An 18323-nucleotide genomic window follows, 5' to 3' on the forward strand; every position below is an offset into this window, starting at 1 on the left:
CTCAATACAGCTTGATCTGCACGTCCACGCCGGCGGCGAGGTCGAGCTTCATCAACGCGTCCACGGTCTTGTCGTTGGGATCGACGATGTCCATGACGCGCTTGTGCGTGCGCGTTTCGTACTGGTCGCGCGCGTCCTTGTCGGCGTGCGGCGAGGTCAGGATGGTGTAGCGCTCGATCTTGGTCGGCAGCGGAATCGGGCCGCGCACCTGCGCGCCGGTGCGCTTCGCCGTCTCCACGATCTCGCTCGCCGAGCGATCGATCAAACGATGATCGAAGGCCTTGAGCCGAATTCGAATCTTCTGGTCCGCCATTGCCGTGTACCTTATTTTTGCGCTCTTCCCTGAACGCGAAGATCAACCCGGCAATCCATGCCGGACTTTTCAAAGAGCATGCGTATCCGCAGCCAAATGCACCGCGGCGATCCGGTTCCGGATCGATGGGAAAACAAACCTTGAAACGAAAGTTTGGGCGGGCCGATCGCCGGCCCGCCCAAACATTGGAATCATTTCGCTTCGCAAGGAAGCGCTCAACCGTCCATGGCTGCGAAGTCGAAGCGCGTCCCGCACCTCATTTCGCCGTTTCGTCGACCCTTCTTGCAGAAGGAAATCGCCGAGTGGTCTTGTATTCTAGCCCGACTTTTCGGGGAATGCAAGCTCTTGCCTCGACAACCTCCCGAAGCCGGCAATGGCCGTGCCCTGCTCTCAGCCAGCACCCATCGCGCGATAGCACCAAGCCAGCAGCGGGCCGAAGAACAGGCCGAGGAACAGCAGCGCCGCGCCGTTGATCGACAGCACCCAGCGCAGTGGAATGTCGTGCGGCAGCGCGAGCGCGCCTTTCGTCGACGGCGGATCGAAGTACATGACCTTGATCACGCGCAGGTAGTAGAACATGCCGACGATGGCGAACACGATCGCGACGATCGCGAGCCAGAGCTGACCTGCGTCGAGCGCGGCCTTGAGCACCATGAGCTTGGCGAAGAAGCCGAACAGCGGCGGGATGCCGGCGAGCGAAGCCATCACGAGCAGGACGACGAAGGCGTACCACGGGTTGCGTTGGTTGAGGCCCTTGAAGTCATCGATCTCCTCGGCCTCGAAGCCGGCGCGCGCGAGCAGCTGGATCGAACCGAACGCCGCGGCCGACATGATCGCGTACGCGATCGCATAGAACATCGCCGCCGCATAGCCCGACGGCGCGCCGTTGGCGAGGCCGAGCAGCAGGAAACCGACGTGCGAGATCGTCGAATACGCGAGCATGCGCTTCAAGTTGGTCTGCGCGATCGCGACGACGTTGCCGACCGCGAGCGAGAGCACCGACAGCACAGCGAGCATTTCGCCCCAGTGCGGATGCAGGCCGCCGAGCGCGCCGTCGAGCAGGCGCCAGGCCATGCCAAACGCGGCGATCTTCGGCGCGGAACCGATGAACGCGGTCACGGCGGTCGGCGAGCCCTGGTAGACGTCGGGCAGCCACATATGGAACGGCGCCGCGCCGAACTTGAAGCCGATGCCGGCGACGAGGAAGACGAGGCCGAACGCGAGCAGCGTCTTGTTGTCGCCGACGCCGGACGAGACGAGGCCATGGATGTGGCCGATATCGAGCGTGCCGCTGGCGCCATAGATCATCGACATGCCGTAGAGCAGGATGCCCGACGCGAGCGCGCCGAGGACGAAGTATTTCATCGCGGCTTCGGACGACAGCGGCGAGTCGCGGTTCAGCGCGACCAGCGCGTAGGACGACAGCGTGAGCAGTTCGAGGCCGACGTAGATCATGACCAGGCTGCCGGCCGAGACGAGCAGCATCATGCCGAGCGTCGCGAACAGCACCAGCATGTGGAATTCGCCGACGAACAGCTTGCGGTCCTTCAGGTAGGTGCGCGCGTAGACGAACACCGCGATCACGACGAGCAGGATGAAGACCTTGAGCAGCTTCGCCGCTGCGTCGTGCACGAACATGCCCGAAAAGCCGCGTTCGTGGGTCGGATCCGGATCGACGAGAACGAGCAGCAGTGTTGCGACGAGCACGCCGATCGAGACCCAGTGCGTCGCGTCGCGCTGCGTCGGCTTGACGATCAGATCGAGCGCAATGACGCCGCAGATCGCGAACAGCAGGAACGCTTCGGGCAGGATCAGGGAGAGATCGTGAAGACTGAAAGACATGGTCTATCTCATTTATGCACGCATCCCTGCGTGCAAGATCAAAAAGCAGTCGTCCTGACTGCACTTCTCAATTTTTTATCCAACCTTGACGACCAAAAGCTGATCGACGATATGTTTGACCGACGCGTCCATCAAATGCGTCAGCGGCTCGGGCCAGATGCCGAACAGCAGCGTCATCGCGGCGAACGCGCCGAGCACCAGCGCTTCGCGCGCATCGATGTCCTTGAGCTTGGCGACGTGGTCGTTGGTCACCTCGCCCCAGATCACGCGCTTGACCAGCCACAGCGTGTACGCCGCGCCGATGATCAGCGTGAACGCGGCGAGCGCGGCGATCCAGAAGTTCGACTGGAAGCTGGCGAGGATGACCATGAACTCGCCGACGAAGCCGCTCGTGCCCGGCAGGCCGCAATTGGCCATGGCGAAGAACACGACGAAGGCGGCGTACCACGGCATCGTGTTCACGACGCCGCCGTAGTCCTTGATCATGCGCGTGTGCATGCGGTCGTAGATCACGCCGATGCACGAGAACATCGCGCCGGAGACAAAGCCGTGCGAGATCATCTGCACCATCGCGCCGGAGACGCCGAGGTAGGCCGCGTCCTTGTTGCCGGACACGCGCACGAGTGCGAGCACGATGAAGATGCCGAGCGTGACGAAGCCCATGTGCGACACGGACGAATACGCGATCAGCTTCTTCATGTCCTCCTGGACGAGGGCGACGAAGCCGATGTAGATGACCGCGACCAGCGACAGCGCGATCAGCAGCCAGGCGAAGTGCTGGCTTGCGTCGGGCGTGATCGGCAGCGAGAAGCGCAGGAAACCGTAGCCGCCGATCTTCAGCATGATCGCGGCCAGGATGACCGAGCCGCCGGTCGGCGCCTCGACGTGCGCATCCGGCAGCCACGTGTGCACCGGCCACATCGGCACCTTGACCGCGAACGCGATCAGGAAGGCGAAGAACAGCCACGACTGCTGGGTCAGCGTGAGCTTGAGCGCCGCGAGCTGCGAGAGTTCCCAACTGCCCGACTGCAGGTACAGCCAGATCAGCCCGACCAGCATGAAGATCGAGCCGAAGAAGGTGTAGAGGAAGAACTTCAAGGTCGCGTAGACGCGGCGCGGACCGCCCCATATGCCGATGATGATGAACATCGGGATCAGCATGCCTTCGAAGAATACGTAGAACAGCAGCGCGTCGAGCGCGCAGAACACGCCGACCATGAGGCCTTCGAGCACGAGGAACGCGGCGAGGTACTGGTTGACCTTGTCGTGCACCGAATCCCAGGCGCCGAGGATCACGAGCACGGTGACGAAGGTCGTCAGCACGATCAGCGCGACCGAGATGCCGTCGACGCCGAGGTGGTAGTTGGCGTTGATCGCGGCGATCCAGCGATGCTGTTCGACGAACTGCATCGTGCCGGCGGCCGCGTCGTAGCCGGCCAGCAGCGGAATGCTGACGACGAAGGTGACGACGGCCACGGCCAGCGCCAGCCAGCGCGCCTCCTTGGCCCGATGCGTGCCGAGCGCGAGCGCGGCGAAGCCGCCGGCGATCGGCAACCAGATCAGGATGCTCAACAGCATTTGCATCATTCCAAAATTCCTGCATTGCTTCCCTTCTCCCACCGGGAGAAGGTGGCGCGAAGCGCCAGATAAGGGAAAGGCGTTCCGTCACAAAACGTCGCTACAACCTGAAGAGCTCTTCCCTCATCCGCCCTTCGGGCACCTTCTCCCGGCGGGAGAAGGGAGACAAATCCACACCTCACCTCATCCACGCACCACCCACCACAACCCGCCGAGCAGGAACACGAGCCCGAGGATCATCGCGAACGCATAGGTGTACAAGTAACCCGTCTGCACCCAGCGCACGAGGCCCGCGGTGCGCGCGACCGCTGCGGCCGAGCCGTCGATCAACACGTTGTCGATCACGCCGACGTCGCCGCCCTTCCACAAGCCGCGGCCGAGCGCGACGCTGCCGCGTGCGAACACGGCCTGGTAAATCGGATCGAACCAGTACTTCTTGTCGAGCACGTTCCACAACGGATGCAGCGCGCTCTTGGCCTTGTCGGCGATCGTCGGGTTGAACAGATAGACGTACGTTGCCGTGGCGAAACCAAGGAAAGCCAGAATGAACGGCGCTCCGACGAAGCCTTCCAGCATCGTCGCAAACCAGCCGGCAAATTCTGCATGCGCCCCCTCGCCCGCTTCATGCGCAACGCGAATAGCGCTCCCGAAGTAGTCCCTATGCAGCATCGAACCGACGGTCAGCGCGCCGATGACGACCGACGGTATGGCGAGCGCGATCAGTGGCCAGGTCACGACGGCCGGCGATTCGTGCGGCTCGTGCGCGAGATGGCCCGGTTCGTGGTGACCATGATCGTCGTGGCCATGGCCGTGGTCGAGGACGAAGCGCTCCTTGCCGTGGAACGTGAGGTAGAGCAAACGGAAGCTGTAGAACGCGGTGACGAAGACGCCGAGCAGCACGCACCAGTAGGCATAATGCTGCGCCAGGCCGCCGTGATCCGAGGCCTCCTTCACGGCTTCGATGATCGCGTCCTTCGAATAGAACCCGGCGAAGCCCGGCATGCCGGTCAGCGCGAGCGTGCCGATCCAGGCCGTAATGAACGTGATCGGCATGTACTTGCGCAGGCCGCCCATGTAGCGCATGTCCTGCTCGTGGTGCATCGCGATGATGACCGAACCCGCGCCGAGGAACAGCAGCGCCTTGAAGAACGCATGCGTCATCAGGTGGAACACCGCGGCCGAGTACGCCGACACGCCGAGCGCGGCGGTCATGTAGCCGAGCTGCGACAACGTCGAATAGGCGACGACGCGCTTGATGTCGTTCTGCACGATGCCGATGAGGCCGGTGAAGAACGCCGTCGTCGCGCCGATCACGAGCACGAACGACAGCGCCGTGTCCGACAGCTCGAACAGCGGCGACATGCGCGCGACCATGAAGATGCCGGCGGTCACCATCGTCGCCGCGTGGATCAGCGCGGAGATCGGCGTCGGGCCTTCCATCGAGTCCGGCAGCCAGACGTGCAGCGGCATCTGCGCCGACTTGCCCATCGCGCCGACGAACAGGCAGATGCAGATCACCGTCGCCGCCGACCACGGATCGCCGCCGAAGATCTCGAGCGTCTTGCCGTTCAGCGCCTCGGTGTGCGCGAACACGGTCGCGTAATCCAGCGTGTGGAAGAAATACAGCACGCCGGCAATGCCGAGTAGGAAACCGAAGTCGCCGACACGGTTGACGATGAACGCCTTCATGTTCGCGAATACCGCGGTCGGCCGCTTGAACCAGAAACCGATCAGCAGGTACGAAACCAGGCCGACCGCTTCCCAGCCGAAGAACAGCTGCAGGAAGTTGTTGCTCATCACCAGCATCAGCATCGAGAACGTGAACAGCGCGATGTAGCTGAAAAAGCGCTGGTAGCCGTCGTCCTCGGCCATGTAGCCGATCGTGTAGACGTGCACCATCAGCGAGACGAACGTGACAACGACCATCATCATCGCGGTGAGGCGGTCGACGAGGAAGCCGACGTGCGCGTCGATGCCGCCGACCTGGAACCAGGTGTAGAGATTCGCGTTGTAGGGCTGCGCCCCGCCCCACACGAGTTGATAGAGCACGTAGAACGACAGCACGCAGGACAGCGCGACGCCGGCGATCGTCACCGTGTGCGCGCCGACGCGGCCGACCTGCTGTCGGAAGATGCCGGCGACGATCGCACCGATGAGCGGCGCAAGGGCGATGATCAGCAGAATGGTGGGATTCAATTGCATGCCTGTCAGCCCTTCATCGAATCGATTTCGCCGACGTTGATCGTCGCGCGGTTGCGGAACAGCGTCACCAGAATCGCGAGACCGATCGCCGATTCCGCCGCCGCCACGGTCAGGATGAAGAACACGAACACCTGGCCGTCGACATTGCCTAGGAAGCGCGAGAACGCGACGAAGTTGGTGTTGACCGCGAGCAGCATCAACTCGATCGACATCAGCAGCACGATGACGTTCTTGCGGTTGATGAAGATGCCCGCGACGGAAACGCAGAACAGGATCGTGCCGAGCACGATGTAGTGCGACAGCGTGATCACGGCGTGCCTCCCTTGCTTGCGCTTTCCATCTTGACGATACGGATGCGTTCGCTCGCCTTGACCGCGACCTGCCTGGACGGATTCTGCGCCTTGACGCCGACGCGGCGTCGCAGGGTCAGCGTGACCGCGGCGACGAGCGCCACGGTCAGGATCACCGCCGCGACCTCGAACGGCAGCAGGAAGTGGGTGAACAGCGCCTTGCCGAGCCAGGCCGTGTTCGACGCGCCGGCCGGATCGGGCGGCAGCGCCTGCATCGACATCGTCTTGAGGCCGATCAGCAGCAGCATTTCCGCGAGCATGATCGCGGCCACGGCGATCCCGACCGGCAGATAGCGCACGAATCCCTCGCGCAGCGGTTCGACGTCGATGTTGAGCATCATCACCACGAACAGGAACAGCACCATCACCGCGCCGACGTAGACGAGCACGAGCGCGATGCCGAGGAACTCGGCCTGCAGCAGAATCCACAGCGCAGCGGCGGTGAAGAACGTCAGCACCAAAAACAATGCGGCGTGCACCGAGTTTTTCACGGTGATCACCATCAGCGCCGACAGCGTCAGCACCGTGGCGAATACGTAGAACAGGATAGACTCGAAACTCATGTGCGCCGCCTCACCGATACGCCGCGTCTTGCGCGCGCGCCGCTGCGATTTCCTTCTCGAAACGGTCGCCGATCGCAAGCAGCTTCGGCTTGGTCACGATGTTTTCGCCGCGTTTCTCGAAGTGGTATTCGTGGATGTTGGTCTCGACGATCGAGTCGACCGGGCAGCTTTCCTCGCAGAAGCCGCAATAGATGCACTTGAACAGGTCGATGTCGTAGCGCGTCGTGCGGCGCGTGCCGTCGGCGCGCTGCTCGGAATCGATCGTGATCGCGAGCGCCGGGCACACCGCTTCGCACAGTTTGCATGCGATGCAGCGCTCCTCGCCGTTCGGATAACGACGTAGCGCGTGCAGGCCGCGGAAACGATTCGACTGCGGAATCTTCTCCATCGGATAGCGCATCGTGTACTTCGGCTTGAACATGTACTTGCCAGTCAGCGCGAGGCCCTTGAGCAGCTCGAGCAGGAACAGGCTTTTGAAATAGCGGACGACGGCAGTCATTTCTCTTACACCTTGCCCGGACCGACGATGTTGAAATAGACGAGAACGCCGGCGACGAGCACCCAGACGATCGTGATCGGCACGAAGACTTTCCAGCCCAGACGCATGATCTGGTCGTAGCGGTAGCGCGGAAACGCGGCGCGGAACCAGAGATAGAAGAACGCGAAGCCGAACGCCTTGGCGAACAGCCACCACCAGCCGTCGGCCGAGAGAAAGCCCCAGCCCAGGCCGTGGAACGGCGACAGCCAGCCGCCGAGGAACAGCACCGAGGCGAGGAACGAAATCAGGATCATGTTCGCGTATTCGGTCAGGAAGAACACCGCGAACGGCGCGCCCGAATATTCGACGTGGAAGCCGGCGACGATTTCCGACTCGCCTTCGGCGACGTCGAACGGCGCGCGGTTGGTCTCGGCCACGCCCGAAATGAAATAGATCACGAACAGCGGCAGCAGCGGCAGCCAGAACCACGAGAACAGCCCGTAGTGGCCGCCCTGCGCGCGCACGATGTCGGACAGGTTGAGGCTGCCCGCGCAGATCAGCACGCCGACCAGGGCCATGCCCATCGCGATTTCGTAGCTGACCACCTGTGCGGCCGAGCGCATCGCGCCGAGCATCGCGTACTTCGAGTTCGACGACCAGCCGGCGAGAATGATGCCGTACACGCCGAGCGAGGTCATCGCGAGCAGATAGAGCAGCCCGGCGTTGACGTCGGCGAGCACGGCCTTGTCGTCGAACGGCACCACCGCCCACGCCGCGAACGCCGGCACGAGCGCGATCAACGGCGCGACGACGAACAGGAACTTGCTCGCCGCCTGCGGCATGAAGTATTCCTTCAGCAGTAGCTTGAACACGTCGGCAAACGTCTGCGCGAGGCCGGCCGGGCCGACGCTGTTCGGCCCCATGCGCACGTGCATCCAGCCGAGCACCTTGCGCTCCCACCAGACGTAGATCGCAACGGTGAGGATCACCGGCACCGCGATCGCGAGGATGCAGAGCACGAGCCAGACGACGAGGCCGCCGACGCCGAACGTCGAAACAAGCGGATCGTGAATCCAGGTATGGAAGAAATGGGAAAGCACGCCGTCAGGCCCTCGTTACCGTCAGAGCCGCGCCGTTGCCGGGCAACGCGCGCGTCTGTTTCCAGGTTTTTTCGATCCACGCGCCGCCGCGCGGCACCGCGCGCGTCACCACGACCGGCAGTTCCACCTCGGCCGCGCCGCTCAACACTTTCGCCTTGCCGCCGTTGCCGATGCCGAGCGCGAGCGCGTCTTCGGGATGCAGGCCGACACAGCAAACCCCCGTGAGCGGATGCGCCTGCAGCGCGGGCGAGCGGCGCACAATGGCATCGCTGCGATAGATCGGCACGGTCGAGATGCGCTCGAACGAACCCCCACCGGCGAAGACCGGAGTCGTCCGCAACCCGGACGATGCCGGAGTCGCAGACTTCGCCGCCACCGCATCGGCAATGGCTGCATGCACTTCGCCGAATTCGGTGAAGCCGAAGCCCTGCAATCCGAGCGCCGCGCCGAGCGCGCGCAATACCTTCCAGCCCGGACGCGCATCGCCCGGCAGCTTCGCGCCGGCGGAAACCGTCTGCACGACGCCATCGACGTTGACGTAGCTGCCGTCGACCTCGGGCGGCAAGCCGACCGGCAACACCGCCTGCGCCGTGCGCTTCACGCCGTTGCAGGCGAACGCGCCGATGTAGACGGCGAATGCCGCATTGTCGCGCGCCGCGTCATAGGCTGCCGGCGAACTCGTGTCTTCGGCGCCGAGGTGATAGCTGATCAGCGCCTTCGTCGGATGCGCAAGCAGCGCCGCGGCATTGCGGTCGATCGTGCTCGGCTGCGCGCCGACGCGCGCGAGGCCGACCGCGTTTGCGCCGTCGGGGAGTTCGTTGAACGCGCTGTCCGTCGCCGTCGCGAGCGCTTTCGCCAGAGCGCGCAGCAGCGAGGCCTGCGCATGATGCACGGCATCGTTACCGAACATCAGCACCGAGCCGGGCGCTTCGCGCAGCGCCTTCACCGTGGCGCGATGCGCATCGGTCGGCTTCGCCGCATCGACGATGGAGGCAAGATTCGCCGCCACGTTCGCGCCGGCTTCGCGCGCGGCCGCGACCAATGCCGCGAGCTCGCCGGCCAGTTGCGACGGCAGCACGATGGCCTTGCCGCCGAGGTGGAAATCGAAATTGAAATCGTGATCGAGCGGATTGACCGCGAACACCTTCGCGCCGCGCTTCCACGCCTTGCGGATGCGATGGCTCAGCAGCGGCGCATCGTGGCGCGAATTGCTGCCGACCAGCAGCACCGCGCCGGCCTTCTCGATCTGCGCGAGCGGCATCTCGAACGTCGCGCCGGCCGGGCCGCCGTCGGCGAAGTCGGCGACGCGCAGGCGATGGTCGATGTTGTCGCTGCCGAGGCCGCGCACGATCTGCGCAAGCAGATGGCCTTCCTCGCACGAGGCATACGGGGCGACAAGCGCGCCGACGTCGGCGCCGTGCTTCTTCAAACCGTCGGCGACGAACGCGATCGCCTCGTCCCACGACACTTCGACGAGTTCGCCGTTCTTGCGTACCATCGGCTTGGTCGCACGGTCTTCCGCGTACAGACCCTGATGCGAATAGCGGTCGCGGTCCGACAGCCAGCATTCGTTGATCGCTTCGTTGTCGCGCGGCACGCTGCGCAACACTTCGCCGCGGCGCGTATGCAGCCACAGGTTCGAGCCGAGCGCATCGTGGTAGCCGATCGACTCGCGCGCGATCAGCTCCCAGGCGCGCGCCCGGAAGCGGAACACCTTGTTGGTCAGCGCGCCGACCGGACAGACGTCGATGATGTTGCCGCCGAGCTCGCTGTCGATCGTCTTGCCGATGTAGGTGCCGATTTCCAGATGCTCGCCGCGGCCCATGCCGCCGAGTTCCGGCGAACCGGCCACCTCGGTCATGAAGCGCACGCAGCGCGTACACTGGATGCAGCGCGTCATCTCGGTTTCGATCAGCGGGCCGAGATCCTCGTCGGGCACGACGCGCTTGCGCTCGGCGAAGCGCGACACCGAGCGGCCGTAGCCCATCGACACGTCCTGCAGCTCGCATTCGCCGCCCTGGTCGCAGATCGGGCAGTCGAGCGGATGGTTGATGAGCAGGAACTCCATCACGTCGCGCTGGAACGCGAGCGCCTTGGTCGACTGCGTGAACACCTTCATGCCTTCGGCGACCGGCGTGGCGCAGGCCGGCTGCGGCTTCGGCATCATTTTGCCGCCCATCTCGACCTCGACCATGCACATGCGGCAGTTCGCGGCGACCGGCAGCTTCTCGTGGTAGCAGAAACGCGGGATCGGAATGCCGGCCTTGTCGGCGCCGGCGATGATCATCGAATTCTTCGGCACCTGCATCGGCTTGCCGTCGATCTCGATGTTGACGAAATCGGGCGGCGCGGCGGGCGCGGTCGGCTGCGCACTCATGCGGCGACTCCCAGCGGCGCGTCGACGATCGAGCGGCCGTTCTTGATGTAGTACTCGAACTCGTCCCAGAACTGGGCGAGGAAACCCTGCACCGGCCATGCGGCGGCTTCGCCGAACGCGCAGATCGTATGGCCCTCGATCTGCCCGGCCGCCTGCTTGAGCATGGTAAGGTCGTTCGTGTCGGCCTTGCCCTCGACGATGCGCGTGAGCAGGCGGTACATCCAGCCGGTGCCTTCGCGGCACGGCGTGCACTGGCCGCAGGATTCGGCGTAGTAGAAGCGGCTGATGCGATGGCAGGCGCGCACCATGCACGTCGTCTCGTCCATGACGATGACGGCGCCCGAGCCGAGGCCCGACCCGGCCTTGCCGATCGCGTCGTAGTCCATCGTCAGGCCCATCATCGTCTCGCCCTTGAGCACCTTCATCGAGGCGCCGCCGGGGATGACGGCCTTGAGCTTGCGACCGCCGCGCACGCCGCCGGCCAGCGCGAGCAGCTCGGGGAACGGGGTGCCGAGGCGGATCTCGAAATTGCCCGGATTGTTGACGTGCCCCGACACGGAGAAGATCTTCGGGCCGCCGTTGTTCGGCTTGCCCTGGGCGAGAAACCATTCGGCGCCCTTGTTGAGGATCGTCGGCACCGACGCGTAGGTTTCGGTGTTGTTGATCGTCGTCGGCTTGCCGTAGAGGCCGAACCCGGCCGGGAACGGCGGCTTGAAGCGCGGCTGCCCCTTCTTGCCTTCGAGCGACTCCATCAGCGCGGTCTCTTCGCCGCAGATGTAGGCGCCGGCGCCGAGCGCGGCATAGATGTCCACGTCGATGCCCGAACCGCCGATGTTCTTGCCGAGCAGGCCCGCGTCATACGCTTCTTTCAGCGCCGCCTCGAAATGCTCGAACGGCTCGTGGTGGAATTCGCCGCGCAGATAGTTGTAGGCCACGGTCGAACCGGTCGCGTAGCACGCGATCGCGAGACCCTCGACGACCGCATGCGGATTGAAGCGCAGGATGTCGCGGTCCTTGCAGGTGCCTGGCTCGGATTCGTCCGAATTGCACAGGATGTATTTCTGCATCGTGCCTTTCGGCATGAACGACCATTTCAATCCGGTCGGAAAGCCTGCGCCGCCGCGGCCGCGCAGCGAGCTTTTCTTCAGCTCGTCGACGATCGACGCCGGGTCGGGCTTCTCGGCGAGGATTTTCTTCCACGCCTCGTAGCCGTCGACCTTCAGATAGCTGTCCATCGACCATGGTATGTCGAAATTCAGCGTCGTGTAGACGACTTGATGTTCCTGCGGTGCGGGGCCTACAGCCATAGAAGTTCACTCGTAGGGCGGGTCTTGACCCGCCATTTGATCATTCGATTTCGTCACGCGAGGCGGGTCGAGACCCGCCCTACTTCAACCCATCCAGAATCTCGTCGACCGACTCCGGCGTCAGCTTCTCGTGATAATGGCCGTTGACCACCATCATCGGCGCGCCACAGCAGGCCGCGAGGCATTCTTCTTCCTTCTTCAGGTACACGCGGCCATCTGCCGTCGATTCGCCGACCTTGATGCCGAGCTTCTTCTCGCAGTGCTTGAGGATGCCCTCGCCGCCGTTGAGCCAGCACGAGATGTTCGTGCACACGGCCACGTTGTTGCGCCCGACCGGCGTGGTTTCGAACATCGAGTAGAAGCTCGCCACCTCGTAGGCCCACACCGCCGGCAGGCCGAGATATTTCGCGACCGCGGTGATCAACTCGTCGGTCAAGTAGCCGCCGTTCTGCTCCTGCGCCGCGAACAGCGACTGAATCAGCGCGGAGCGCTTGCGGTCCGGCGGGAACTTCGTCAGCCAATGGTCGATGTGCTCGCACGTGTGCGCGTCGAGCACGACGAGTGGATCGACGTCCTTGACTTCGGCGTAGTGGCCCGTCGCTTTCATCGATCGACTTCTCCAAACACGATATCGTAGGTGCCGATCATCGCGACGACGTCCGGCAGCATGTGGCCGCGCACGATCGCGTCCATCGACGACAGGTGCGCGAAGCCCGGCGCGCGCAGCTTCACGCGGAACGGCTTGTTCGCGCCGTCGGAAATCAGGTAGCAACCGAACTCGCCCTTCGGCGCCTCGACCGCGGCATACGTCTCGCCCGCGGGCACGCTGTAGCCTTCGGTGAACAGTTTGAAGTGATGAATCAACGCTTCCATGTCGTCCTTCATTTCCTCGCGGGTCGGCGGCGCGACCTTGAAGTTGCGCACGATCACGTCGCCCAAGTTCTTCTTCAGCCATTCCACGCACTGCGCGACGATGCGGTTGGCCTGGCGCATCTCCTCGACGCGCACGAGGTAGCGGTCGTAGCAGTCGCCGTGGACGCCGACCGGAATGTCGAAATCCACCTTGTCGTACATCGCGTAGGGCTGCTTCTTGCGCAGATCCCATTCGATGCCGGAGCCGCGCAGCATCGGGCCGCTCATGCCCCAGGCCAGCGCCTGCTCGGGCGGCACCACGCCGATGCCGACCGTGCGCTGCTTCCAGATACGGTTGTCGGTCAGCAGCGTTTCGTACTCGTCGACCCGCGCCGGGAAGTCCTTGGTGAAGGCGTCGAGGAAATCGAGCAGCGAGCCTTCGCGCCATTCGTTGCGCCGCTTGAGGTCGCCGCCCTTGTGCCAGCGCGACTCCTTGTACTTCGGCATCTGCGCCGGCAGGTCGCGGTAGACGCCGCCGGGGCGGTAGTAGGTCGCGTGCATGCGCGCGCCCGACACCGCCTCGTAGCAGTCCATCAGCTCCTCGCGCTCGCGGAACGCGTAGAGGAACACGGCCATCGCGCCGAGGTCGAGCGCGTTCGAGCCGATCCACATCAGATGATTCAGTATCCGCGTGATCTCGTCGAACATCGTGCGGATGTACTGCGCGCGGATCGGTGCCTCGATGCCCATCAGCTTTTCGATGGCGCGCACGTAGGCGTGCTCGTTGCACATCATCGACACGTAGTCGAGCCGGTCCATGTAGCCGATCGACTGGTTGAACGGCTTCGACTCCGCCAGCTTCTCGGTGCCGCGGTGCAGGAGGCCGACATGCGGATCGGCGCGCTGGATCACCTCGCCGTCGAGCTCGAGCACGAGGCGCAGCACGCCGTGCGCCGCCGGGTGCTGCGGGCCGAAGTTGATCGTGTAATTCTTTATTTCTTGCATTTGTATACCCGCATCACTTCGCCGGCGCCGAGGCGGCTTTCTCCGCCGCGGCCTGGTCGTAGCGCGAATCGTTGCGCACCACGCGCGGTACGCCGACGCGCGGCTCGACGCTGGTCACCGGCTCGTAGATCACGCGGCCGAGCGCTTCGTCGTAGCGCACTTCGACGTTGCCGATCAGCGGGAAGTCCTTGCGGAACGGATGGCCGACGAAACCGTAGTCGGTGAGGATGCGGCGCAGGTCCGGGTGACCTTCGAAGACGATGCCGAACAGATCGAACGCCTCGCGCTCGAACCAGTTCACGCCGGGCCAGATGCCGGTCAGCGACGGCACCACCGGCAACGCATCGTCCTGCGCATGGCAGCGGATACGCGCGCGCTGGTTGTTCTTGATCGAGAGCAGGTGCGCCACCGCCGCGAAGCGCTTGTGCCCCGCGCCGACGAGCGGACGGTTGGACCATTGGAAGCGGCCCGGCCCCTCGCCTTCGACGCCACGCGAGAAACCGGTCGAGGACACGTCGGTCGTGTCCCACTCATCATCGCCGTAACTCAGATAGTCGACGCCACAGACGTCGATGCACTGTTCAAAATGGAAATCGGCCTCGTCGCGCAATGCCTGTGCCACCGCGAGCCAGTTTTCCGGCAGCACCTCGACGACGGTTTCGCCGAACGATTCTCCGGCGGAAATGACCTTGGCGCCGAGCCGCGTGGCGATGCGCTGCGCGAGCGTAACCGGCGCCGCGGGCGCCTCGGCAGGAGCGGAGGTGGCGGGCGTGTCGGTCATGTGCGCGCGATGACGTTGCTGTTGACGACAACCCGCTTCTGCGGCGAGTTGCCTGTCGCGATCTGTTTCTCGCCGATCGGGCTCGAGCGGCGGATCTTCTTCTGCAATTGCAAAATGCCGTAAACGAGCGCCTCGGCGGTCGGCGGGCAGCCGGGCACGTAGACGTCGACCGGCACGATGCGGTCGCAGCCGCGCACGACGGCATAGGAATAGTGGTAGTAGCCGCCGCCGTTCGCGCACGAGCCCATCGAGATGACCCACTTCGGATCGGGCATCTGGTCGTAGACGCGGCGCAGCGCCGGCGCCATCTTGTTGACCAGCGTGCCGGCGACGATCATCACGTCGGACTGGCGCGGCGACGGGCGGAACACGACGCCGTAGCGGTCGAGGTCGAGGCGCGCCGCGCCGGCGTGCATCATCTCGACCGCGCAGCAGGCCAGGCCGAACGTCATCGGCCACATCGAGCCGGTGCGCGCCCAGTTGATCAGCGAATCGAGCGATGCGGTGACGAAACCGCGCTCAAGCAGCGGATTGCCCTCGCCCGGGCGCAGGATGTCCTCCACCGGCCCGGTCGCGACCGGGTTGGTGAACAAGTGTTTTTCAATCGTGGTCTCTGTGTTACTCATGCGCCCGCCGTAGGGGCGCGATTCATCGCGCCCGGCTCTGCTTTGTGTCCTTCGGGCGCGATGAATCGCGCCCCTACGAAAGCGTTCATTCCCATTCGAGCGCCCCCTTCTTCCAGCAGTAAACGAAACCGAGCAGCAGCAGCGCGAGGAACATCGCCATCTCGACCAGCGCGACGAGGCCGATCTGCTTGAACACCACCGCCCAGGGGAACAGGAACGCGATTTCGAGATCGAACAGGATGAACAGGATCGCGATCAGGTAATAGCGCACGTCGAACTGCATGCGCGCGTCCTCGAACGCCTCGAAGCCGCATTCGTAGGCTTCGGATTTTTCCTTGTTCTTGCTGCGCGGGCCGAGCACGGCACCGATCAACAGCAGGGCGATACCGATACCGCCGGCGACCAGAAGGAACAACAGAATCGGAAAATATTCAGCCAGCACGCAAAGCCTCCGCATCTCCCTGACGCATCAGCGACCGCGCCGCCGGGCGCAGCCCATCCAGAAACGGTCGATTTGACCACTCGGCGCGAGTCGCATCGCTGGCAATGCGCGGCGATTCCGCTGCCCGAACCGCGCGAACGACACCGGCCCGACGGGGAATATGATAGTGCGCGCATTCCATCTTGCCAACGCTTGCGCGACGCAACAACTTGTGATGGAAGATGCCGCGAGGCCGCCGGAACGCGGCGTCCGTGTATCCTTTGACGACATCCCATTCGAGACTCCCGCATGCCTCGCCGCAAACTCGTCGCCGGAAACTGGAAGATGCACGGCTCGCGCGCCGCCGCGCACGAACTGGTCGACGCGATCGCCAAGACACGCGCGTCGGGCGCGCTGGACGCGATCGACATCGCGATCCTGCCGCCCGGCGTCTATCTGCCCGAACTCGTCGCGCGGCACGCCGACGCGCGCCTGATCTTCGGCGCGCAAGACGTCAGCGAGCACAAACAAGGCGCCTACACCGGCGAAACCGCCGCGGCGATGGTCAGGGACATCGGCGCCACGCACACCCTCGTCGGCCACTCCGAACGCCGCACCCTGCACCACGAAAACGCCTTCTGCGTCGCCGAAAAATTCGCGCGCGCGCAGGAAATGGGCCTCACGCCGATCCTCTGCATCGGCGAAACGCTCGAACAGCGCGATCGCGGCCAGGCCTTCGTCGTCGTCGCCGAACAGCTCGGCGCGACGATGGCCGCCTCCGGTGTCGTCGCGCTCGAAAACGCGGTCGTTGCCTACGAGCCGGTCTGGGCGATCGGCACCGGCCGCACCGCCACGCCGGCGCAGGCGCAGGAAATGCACGCCTTCATCCGTAGCAAAGTCGCCGAACTGGATGCTAGAATAGCCGGCTCGCTCCGGATCCTTTACGGCGGCAGCGTCAAGCCCGGCAATGCGGCCGAACTGTTCGCCCAGGCGGACATCGACGGCGGCCTGATCGGCGGCGCCTCGCTCGTGGCTTCGGATTTCCTCGCGATCTGCGCCGCCGCGCAATCGTGACGGCGGCTCGAGGAACCGCCACGGCACATGCCACCACGTTCGGAACCCATCATGACCCTGACCCTGTTCAATATCGTCTACGTGCTCATCGCGGTCGCGATGACCATCCTGATCCTGCTGCAGCGCGGAGCCGGCGCGCAGGCGGGCTCGGGCTTCGGCGCGGGCGCCTCGGGCACCGTGTTCGGCGCGCGCGGCGCGAGCAATTTCCTTTCGCGCAGCACCGCGATCCTCGCCACGATCTTTTTCCTGCTCAGCCTCGCGATGGCGTGGTACCTGAAGAACGCCGGCACCATCGCGCCGTCGGCCGACGACCTCGGCGTCATGGGCGGCGTGGCCGCACCGAAAACCGTGGCCCCCCCGGCTCCGTCCGCCGGCAGCGACATCCCCGCCGCACCGGCGACCGGCGCAGCCGCCCCGGCACCCGCTTCGGACGTGCCCGCCGCACCGGCGCCCGCGACGCCAGCGCCGGCCAAGCAGGACGAATCCGCAACCAAGCCGGCGGATACGAAGGCCGAAGCCCCCAAAGCTCCGCCGAAGAAGCACTGATCCCTTTACCGATACAAACCGTAACGGATATCATAAGCGGCTCGGAACGCAACGCTCCGGCCGCGGCGGCAAGAAGCCGCAACAACGAACAATTGCCCAGGTGGCGGAATTGGTAGACGCACTACCTTGAGGTGGTAGCGCCGTAAGGTGTGGGGGTTCGAGTCCCCCCTTGGGCACCATTTAAAATCAACAACTTAGCAGTATATCGACGATCAATCGTCATTCCGTATGGAAAACGTATGGAAAACTGCGCTGCGAAACCGCCAGTAGCGAACCGGCGCCGAAGTGGTGCCGATCAAGCGCAGGGCCTGATGACCTATTCCGATCGCTCAGCGCGGTCGCGCGCTTGAGCGCGAGCAACGACGGCAGCCGCACGGTTCCGCAGTCGGTTCATGCTCGACAGCGCATTTCTCGATACCGGCCCCGCGTGCACCTCAGGCGGATGTTTCGTAAGTGGCTCCGTGATTCCGGCATGCTCCGAGCAGCGTCCATTGGGTAGCACTCCAAGCGCTCGGCAAGGTCGCCCTGACTTCGTTCGCGCATTGCATAGCTCGGGATCGTCACCTGCGTAGTCGGCCGGAATGCCGCGGCGCGTTGTAGTTGAAATTTCAGTCATGCGCATCGCCATGCCGCATTCGCTTGACTCTCAGGCGTCCCTCTCTGACCGCCTCATCCAGGGGGGCGAGTGTTGAGACGTCGATTGACTGCTGCGGCTTGCCATAACCGCGATCCAAGATTGCCTGGCACGCAGCGACGGCCACGCGCGCGTTGCTATCGGCCATGAGATCCACGAGTCTGCGCATCGCCGCCACGCCATGCTCTTGCGCGATTTCACGCACGCTGACCTCGGCCTTGGGCCTGCCGCCGGGGTTTCCTGATTTGCCCTTCTGGAATTTCACCTGTTCCGT

At 64.4% G+C, this 18323-nt stretch carries 18 protein-coding genes and 1 tRNA gene; 3 read left to right on the forward strand and 16 right to left on the reverse strand.

Annotated elements, in window-relative coordinates; genetic code table 11:
- Nucleotide 1: 1 nt before the first annotated feature.
- From rpsJ to QM741_RS17100, 15 genes are all read right to left on the reverse strand, one after another.
- On the reverse strand, nucleotides 2-313 hold the full coding sequence (gene rpsJ / locus QM741_RS17030) for a 30S ribosomal protein S10 (protein WP_018974026.1): 312 nt from the start codon (nucleotides 311-313) through the stop codon (nucleotides 2-4).
- 390 nt (nucleotides 314-703) lie between these two features.
- A complete protein-coding gene (gene nuoN / locus QM741_RS17035) occupies nucleotides 704-2155 on the reverse strand; it encodes an NADH-quinone oxidoreductase subunit NuoN (RefSeq protein ID WP_415208825.1) in 1452 nt (483 codons plus the stop codon).
- A 75-nt stretch (nucleotides 2156-2230) separates the two neighbouring features.
- Nucleotides 2231-3742, reverse strand: coding sequence for an NADH-quinone oxidoreductase subunit M (locus QM741_RS17040; protein ID WP_415208826.1), 1512 nt, complete (start codon nucleotides 3740-3742; stop codon nucleotides 2231-2233).
- A 174-nt stretch (nucleotides 3743-3916) separates the two neighbouring features.
- Nucleotides 3917-5935: an NADH-quinone oxidoreductase subunit L gene (nuoL, locus tag QM741_RS17045; RefSeq protein WP_415208827.1), complete on the reverse strand. Its 2019-nt coding sequence runs from the start codon at nucleotides 5933-5935 to the stop codon at nucleotides 3917-3919.
- Nucleotides 5936-5940: 5 nt separating this feature from the next.
- A complete protein-coding gene (gene nuoK / locus QM741_RS17050; protein ID WP_415208828.1) occupies nucleotides 5941-6246 on the reverse strand; it encodes an NADH-quinone oxidoreductase subunit NuoK in 306 nt (101 codons plus the stop codon).
- Nucleotides 6243-6848 carry an NADH-quinone oxidoreductase subunit J gene (locus QM741_RS17055; RefSeq protein ID WP_415208829.1) on the reverse strand — a complete coding sequence of 202 codons (606 nt, stop codon included), beginning with the start codon at nucleotides 6846-6848 and terminating at the stop codon, nucleotides 6243-6245. Before QM741_RS17055 ends, nuoK begins: the two co-directional genes overlap by 4 nt.
- Before the next feature lie 10 nt (nucleotides 6849-6858).
- Nucleotides 6859-7347, reverse strand: a complete 489-nt coding sequence (nuoI, locus tag QM741_RS17060; RefSeq protein ID WP_347262296.1) for an NADH-quinone oxidoreductase subunit NuoI — start codon at nucleotides 7345-7347, stop codon at nucleotides 6859-6861.
- Nucleotides 7348-7352: 5 nt separating this feature from the next.
- Nucleotides 7353-8426 (reverse strand): NADH-quinone oxidoreductase subunit NuoH, encoded by a 1074-nt coding sequence (gene nuoH, locus QM741_RS17065; RefSeq protein ID WP_415208830.1) that lies wholly within the window; start codon nucleotides 8424-8426, stop codon nucleotides 7353-7355.
- Between the two features lie 4 nt (nucleotides 8427-8430).
- Nucleotides 8431-10803 carry an NADH-quinone oxidoreductase subunit NuoG gene (gene nuoG / locus QM741_RS17070; RefSeq protein WP_415208831.1) on the reverse strand — a complete coding sequence of 791 codons (2373 nt, stop codon included), beginning with the start codon at nucleotides 10801-10803 and terminating at the stop codon, nucleotides 8431-8433.
- On the reverse strand, nucleotides 10800-12110 hold the full coding sequence (nuoF, locus tag QM741_RS17075) for an NADH-quinone oxidoreductase subunit NuoF (RefSeq protein WP_415208832.1): 1311 nt from the start codon (nucleotides 12108-12110) through the stop codon (nucleotides 10800-10802). Before nuoF ends, nuoG begins: the two co-directional genes overlap by 4 nt.
- Before the next feature lie 79 nt (nucleotides 12111-12189).
- Nucleotides 12190-12717, reverse strand: coding sequence for an NADH-quinone oxidoreductase subunit NuoE (nuoE, locus tag QM741_RS17080; RefSeq protein ID WP_415208833.1), 528 nt, complete (start codon nucleotides 12715-12717; stop codon nucleotides 12190-12192).
- Nucleotides 12714-13967, reverse strand: a complete 1254-nt coding sequence (locus QM741_RS17085; protein WP_415208834.1) for an NADH-quinone oxidoreductase subunit D — start codon at nucleotides 13965-13967, stop codon at nucleotides 12714-12716. The genes nuoE and QM741_RS17085 overlap by 4 nt, the downstream gene beginning before the upstream one ends.
- 13 nt (nucleotides 13968-13980) lie before the next feature.
- Nucleotides 13981-14748, reverse strand: coding sequence for an NADH-quinone oxidoreductase subunit C (locus tag QM741_RS17090; protein ID WP_415208835.1), 768 nt, complete (start codon nucleotides 14746-14748; stop codon nucleotides 13981-13983).
- The gene (locus QM741_RS17095) at nucleotides 14745-15374 is read right to left on the reverse strand and encodes a NuoB/complex I 20 kDa subunit family protein (RefSeq protein WP_415208836.1); all 630 of its coding nucleotides are present in this window, start codon (nucleotides 15372-15374) and stop codon (nucleotides 14745-14747) included. Before QM741_RS17095 ends, QM741_RS17090 begins: the two co-directional genes overlap by 4 nt.
- Before the next feature lie 85 nt (nucleotides 15375-15459).
- Nucleotides 15460-15816, reverse strand: a complete 357-nt coding sequence (locus QM741_RS17100; protein ID WP_330886021.1) for an NADH-quinone oxidoreductase subunit A — start codon at nucleotides 15814-15816, stop codon at nucleotides 15460-15462.
- Nucleotides 15817-16104: 288 nt separating this feature from the next.
- Between QM741_RS17100 and tpiA the strand changes: the two genes are divergently transcribed.
- The 3 genes from tpiA to QM741_RS17115 all read left to right on the forward strand — a co-directional run bounded on the left by tpiA (nucleotide 16105) and on the right by QM741_RS17115 (nucleotide 17594).
- Nucleotides 16105-16869, forward strand: coding sequence for a triose-phosphate isomerase (gene tpiA, locus QM741_RS17105; protein WP_415208837.1), 765 nt, complete (start codon nucleotides 16105-16107; stop codon nucleotides 16867-16869).
- 51 nt (nucleotides 16870-16920) lie between these two features.
- Entirely contained in the window at nucleotides 16921-17415 is a 495-nt protein-coding gene (gene secG, locus QM741_RS17110; RefSeq protein WP_415208838.1) for a preprotein translocase subunit SecG, read from the forward strand.
- Nucleotides 17416-17509: 94 nt separating this feature from the next.
- Nucleotides 17510-17594 (forward strand) — tRNA-Leu (locus QM741_RS17115).
- Between the two features lie 429 nt (nucleotides 17595-18023).
- Here the strand turns inward: QM741_RS17115 and QM741_RS17120 are convergent.
- Nucleotides 18024-18314: a hypothetical protein gene (locus QM741_RS17120; protein WP_415208839.1), complete on the reverse strand. Its 291-nt coding sequence runs from the start codon at nucleotides 18312-18314 to the stop codon at nucleotides 18024-18026.
- Nucleotides 18315-18323 lie beyond the last annotated feature (9 nt).

The organism is Rudaea sp. (genome assembly GCF_047601565.1).
Taxonomy (GTDB): domain Bacteria; phylum Pseudomonadota; class Gammaproteobacteria; order Xanthomonadales; family Rhodanobacteraceae; genus Rudaea.

Bases quoted from the DNA above. Each gene is read 5' to 3' on its own strand.
- nuoN (WP_415208825.1), bottom strand. From the start codon at position 2,155: ATGTCTTTCAGTCTTCACGATCTCTCCCTGATCCTGCCCGAAGCGTTC.
- nuoI (WP_347262296.1), bottom strand. From the start codon at position 7,347: ATGACTGCCGTCGTCCGCTATTTCAAAAGCCTGTTCCTGCTCGAGCTG.
- tpiA (WP_415208837.1), top strand. From the start codon at position 16,105: ATGCCTCGCCGCAAACTCGTCGCCGGAAACTGGAAGATGCACGGCTCG.
- nuoL (WP_415208827.1), bottom strand. From the start codon at position 5,935: ATGCAATTGAATCCCACCATTCTGCTGATCATCGCCCTTGCGCCGCTC.
- rpsJ (WP_018974026.1), bottom strand. From the start codon at position 313: ATGGCGGACCAGAAGATTCGAATTCGGCTCAAGGCCTTCGATCATCGT.
- nuoG (WP_415208831.1), bottom strand. From the start codon at position 10,803: ATGAGTGCGCAGCCGACCGCGCCCGCCGCGCCGCCCGATTTCGTCAAC.
- nuoF (WP_415208832.1), bottom strand. From the start codon at position 12,110: ATGGCTGTAGGCCCCGCACCGCAGGAACATCAAGTCGTCTACACGACG.
- QM741_RS17090 (WP_415208835.1), bottom strand. From the start codon at position 14,748: ATGACCGACACGCCCGCCACCTCCGCTCCTGCCGAGGCGCCCGCGGCG.
- nuoE (WP_415208833.1), bottom strand. From the start codon at position 12,717: ATGAAAGCGACGGGCCACTACGCCGAAGTCAAGGACGTCGATCCACTC.
- QM741_RS17040 (WP_415208826.1), bottom strand. From the start codon at position 3,742: ATGATGCAAATGCTGTTGAGCATCCTGATCTGGTTGCCGATCGCCGGC.
- QM741_RS17085 (WP_415208834.1), bottom strand. From the start codon at position 13,967: ATGCAAGAAATAAAGAATTACACGATCAACTTCGGCCCGCAGCACCCG.
- QM741_RS17055 (WP_415208829.1), bottom strand. From the start codon at position 6,848: ATGAGTTTCGAGTCTATCCTGTTCTACGTATTCGCCACGGTGCTGACG.
- QM741_RS17095 (WP_415208836.1), bottom strand. From the start codon at position 15,374: ATGAGTAACACAGAGACCACGATTGAAAAACACTTGTTCACCAACCCG.
- secG (WP_415208838.1), top strand. From the start codon at position 16,921: ATGACCCTGACCCTGTTCAATATCGTCTACGTGCTCATCGCGGTCGCG.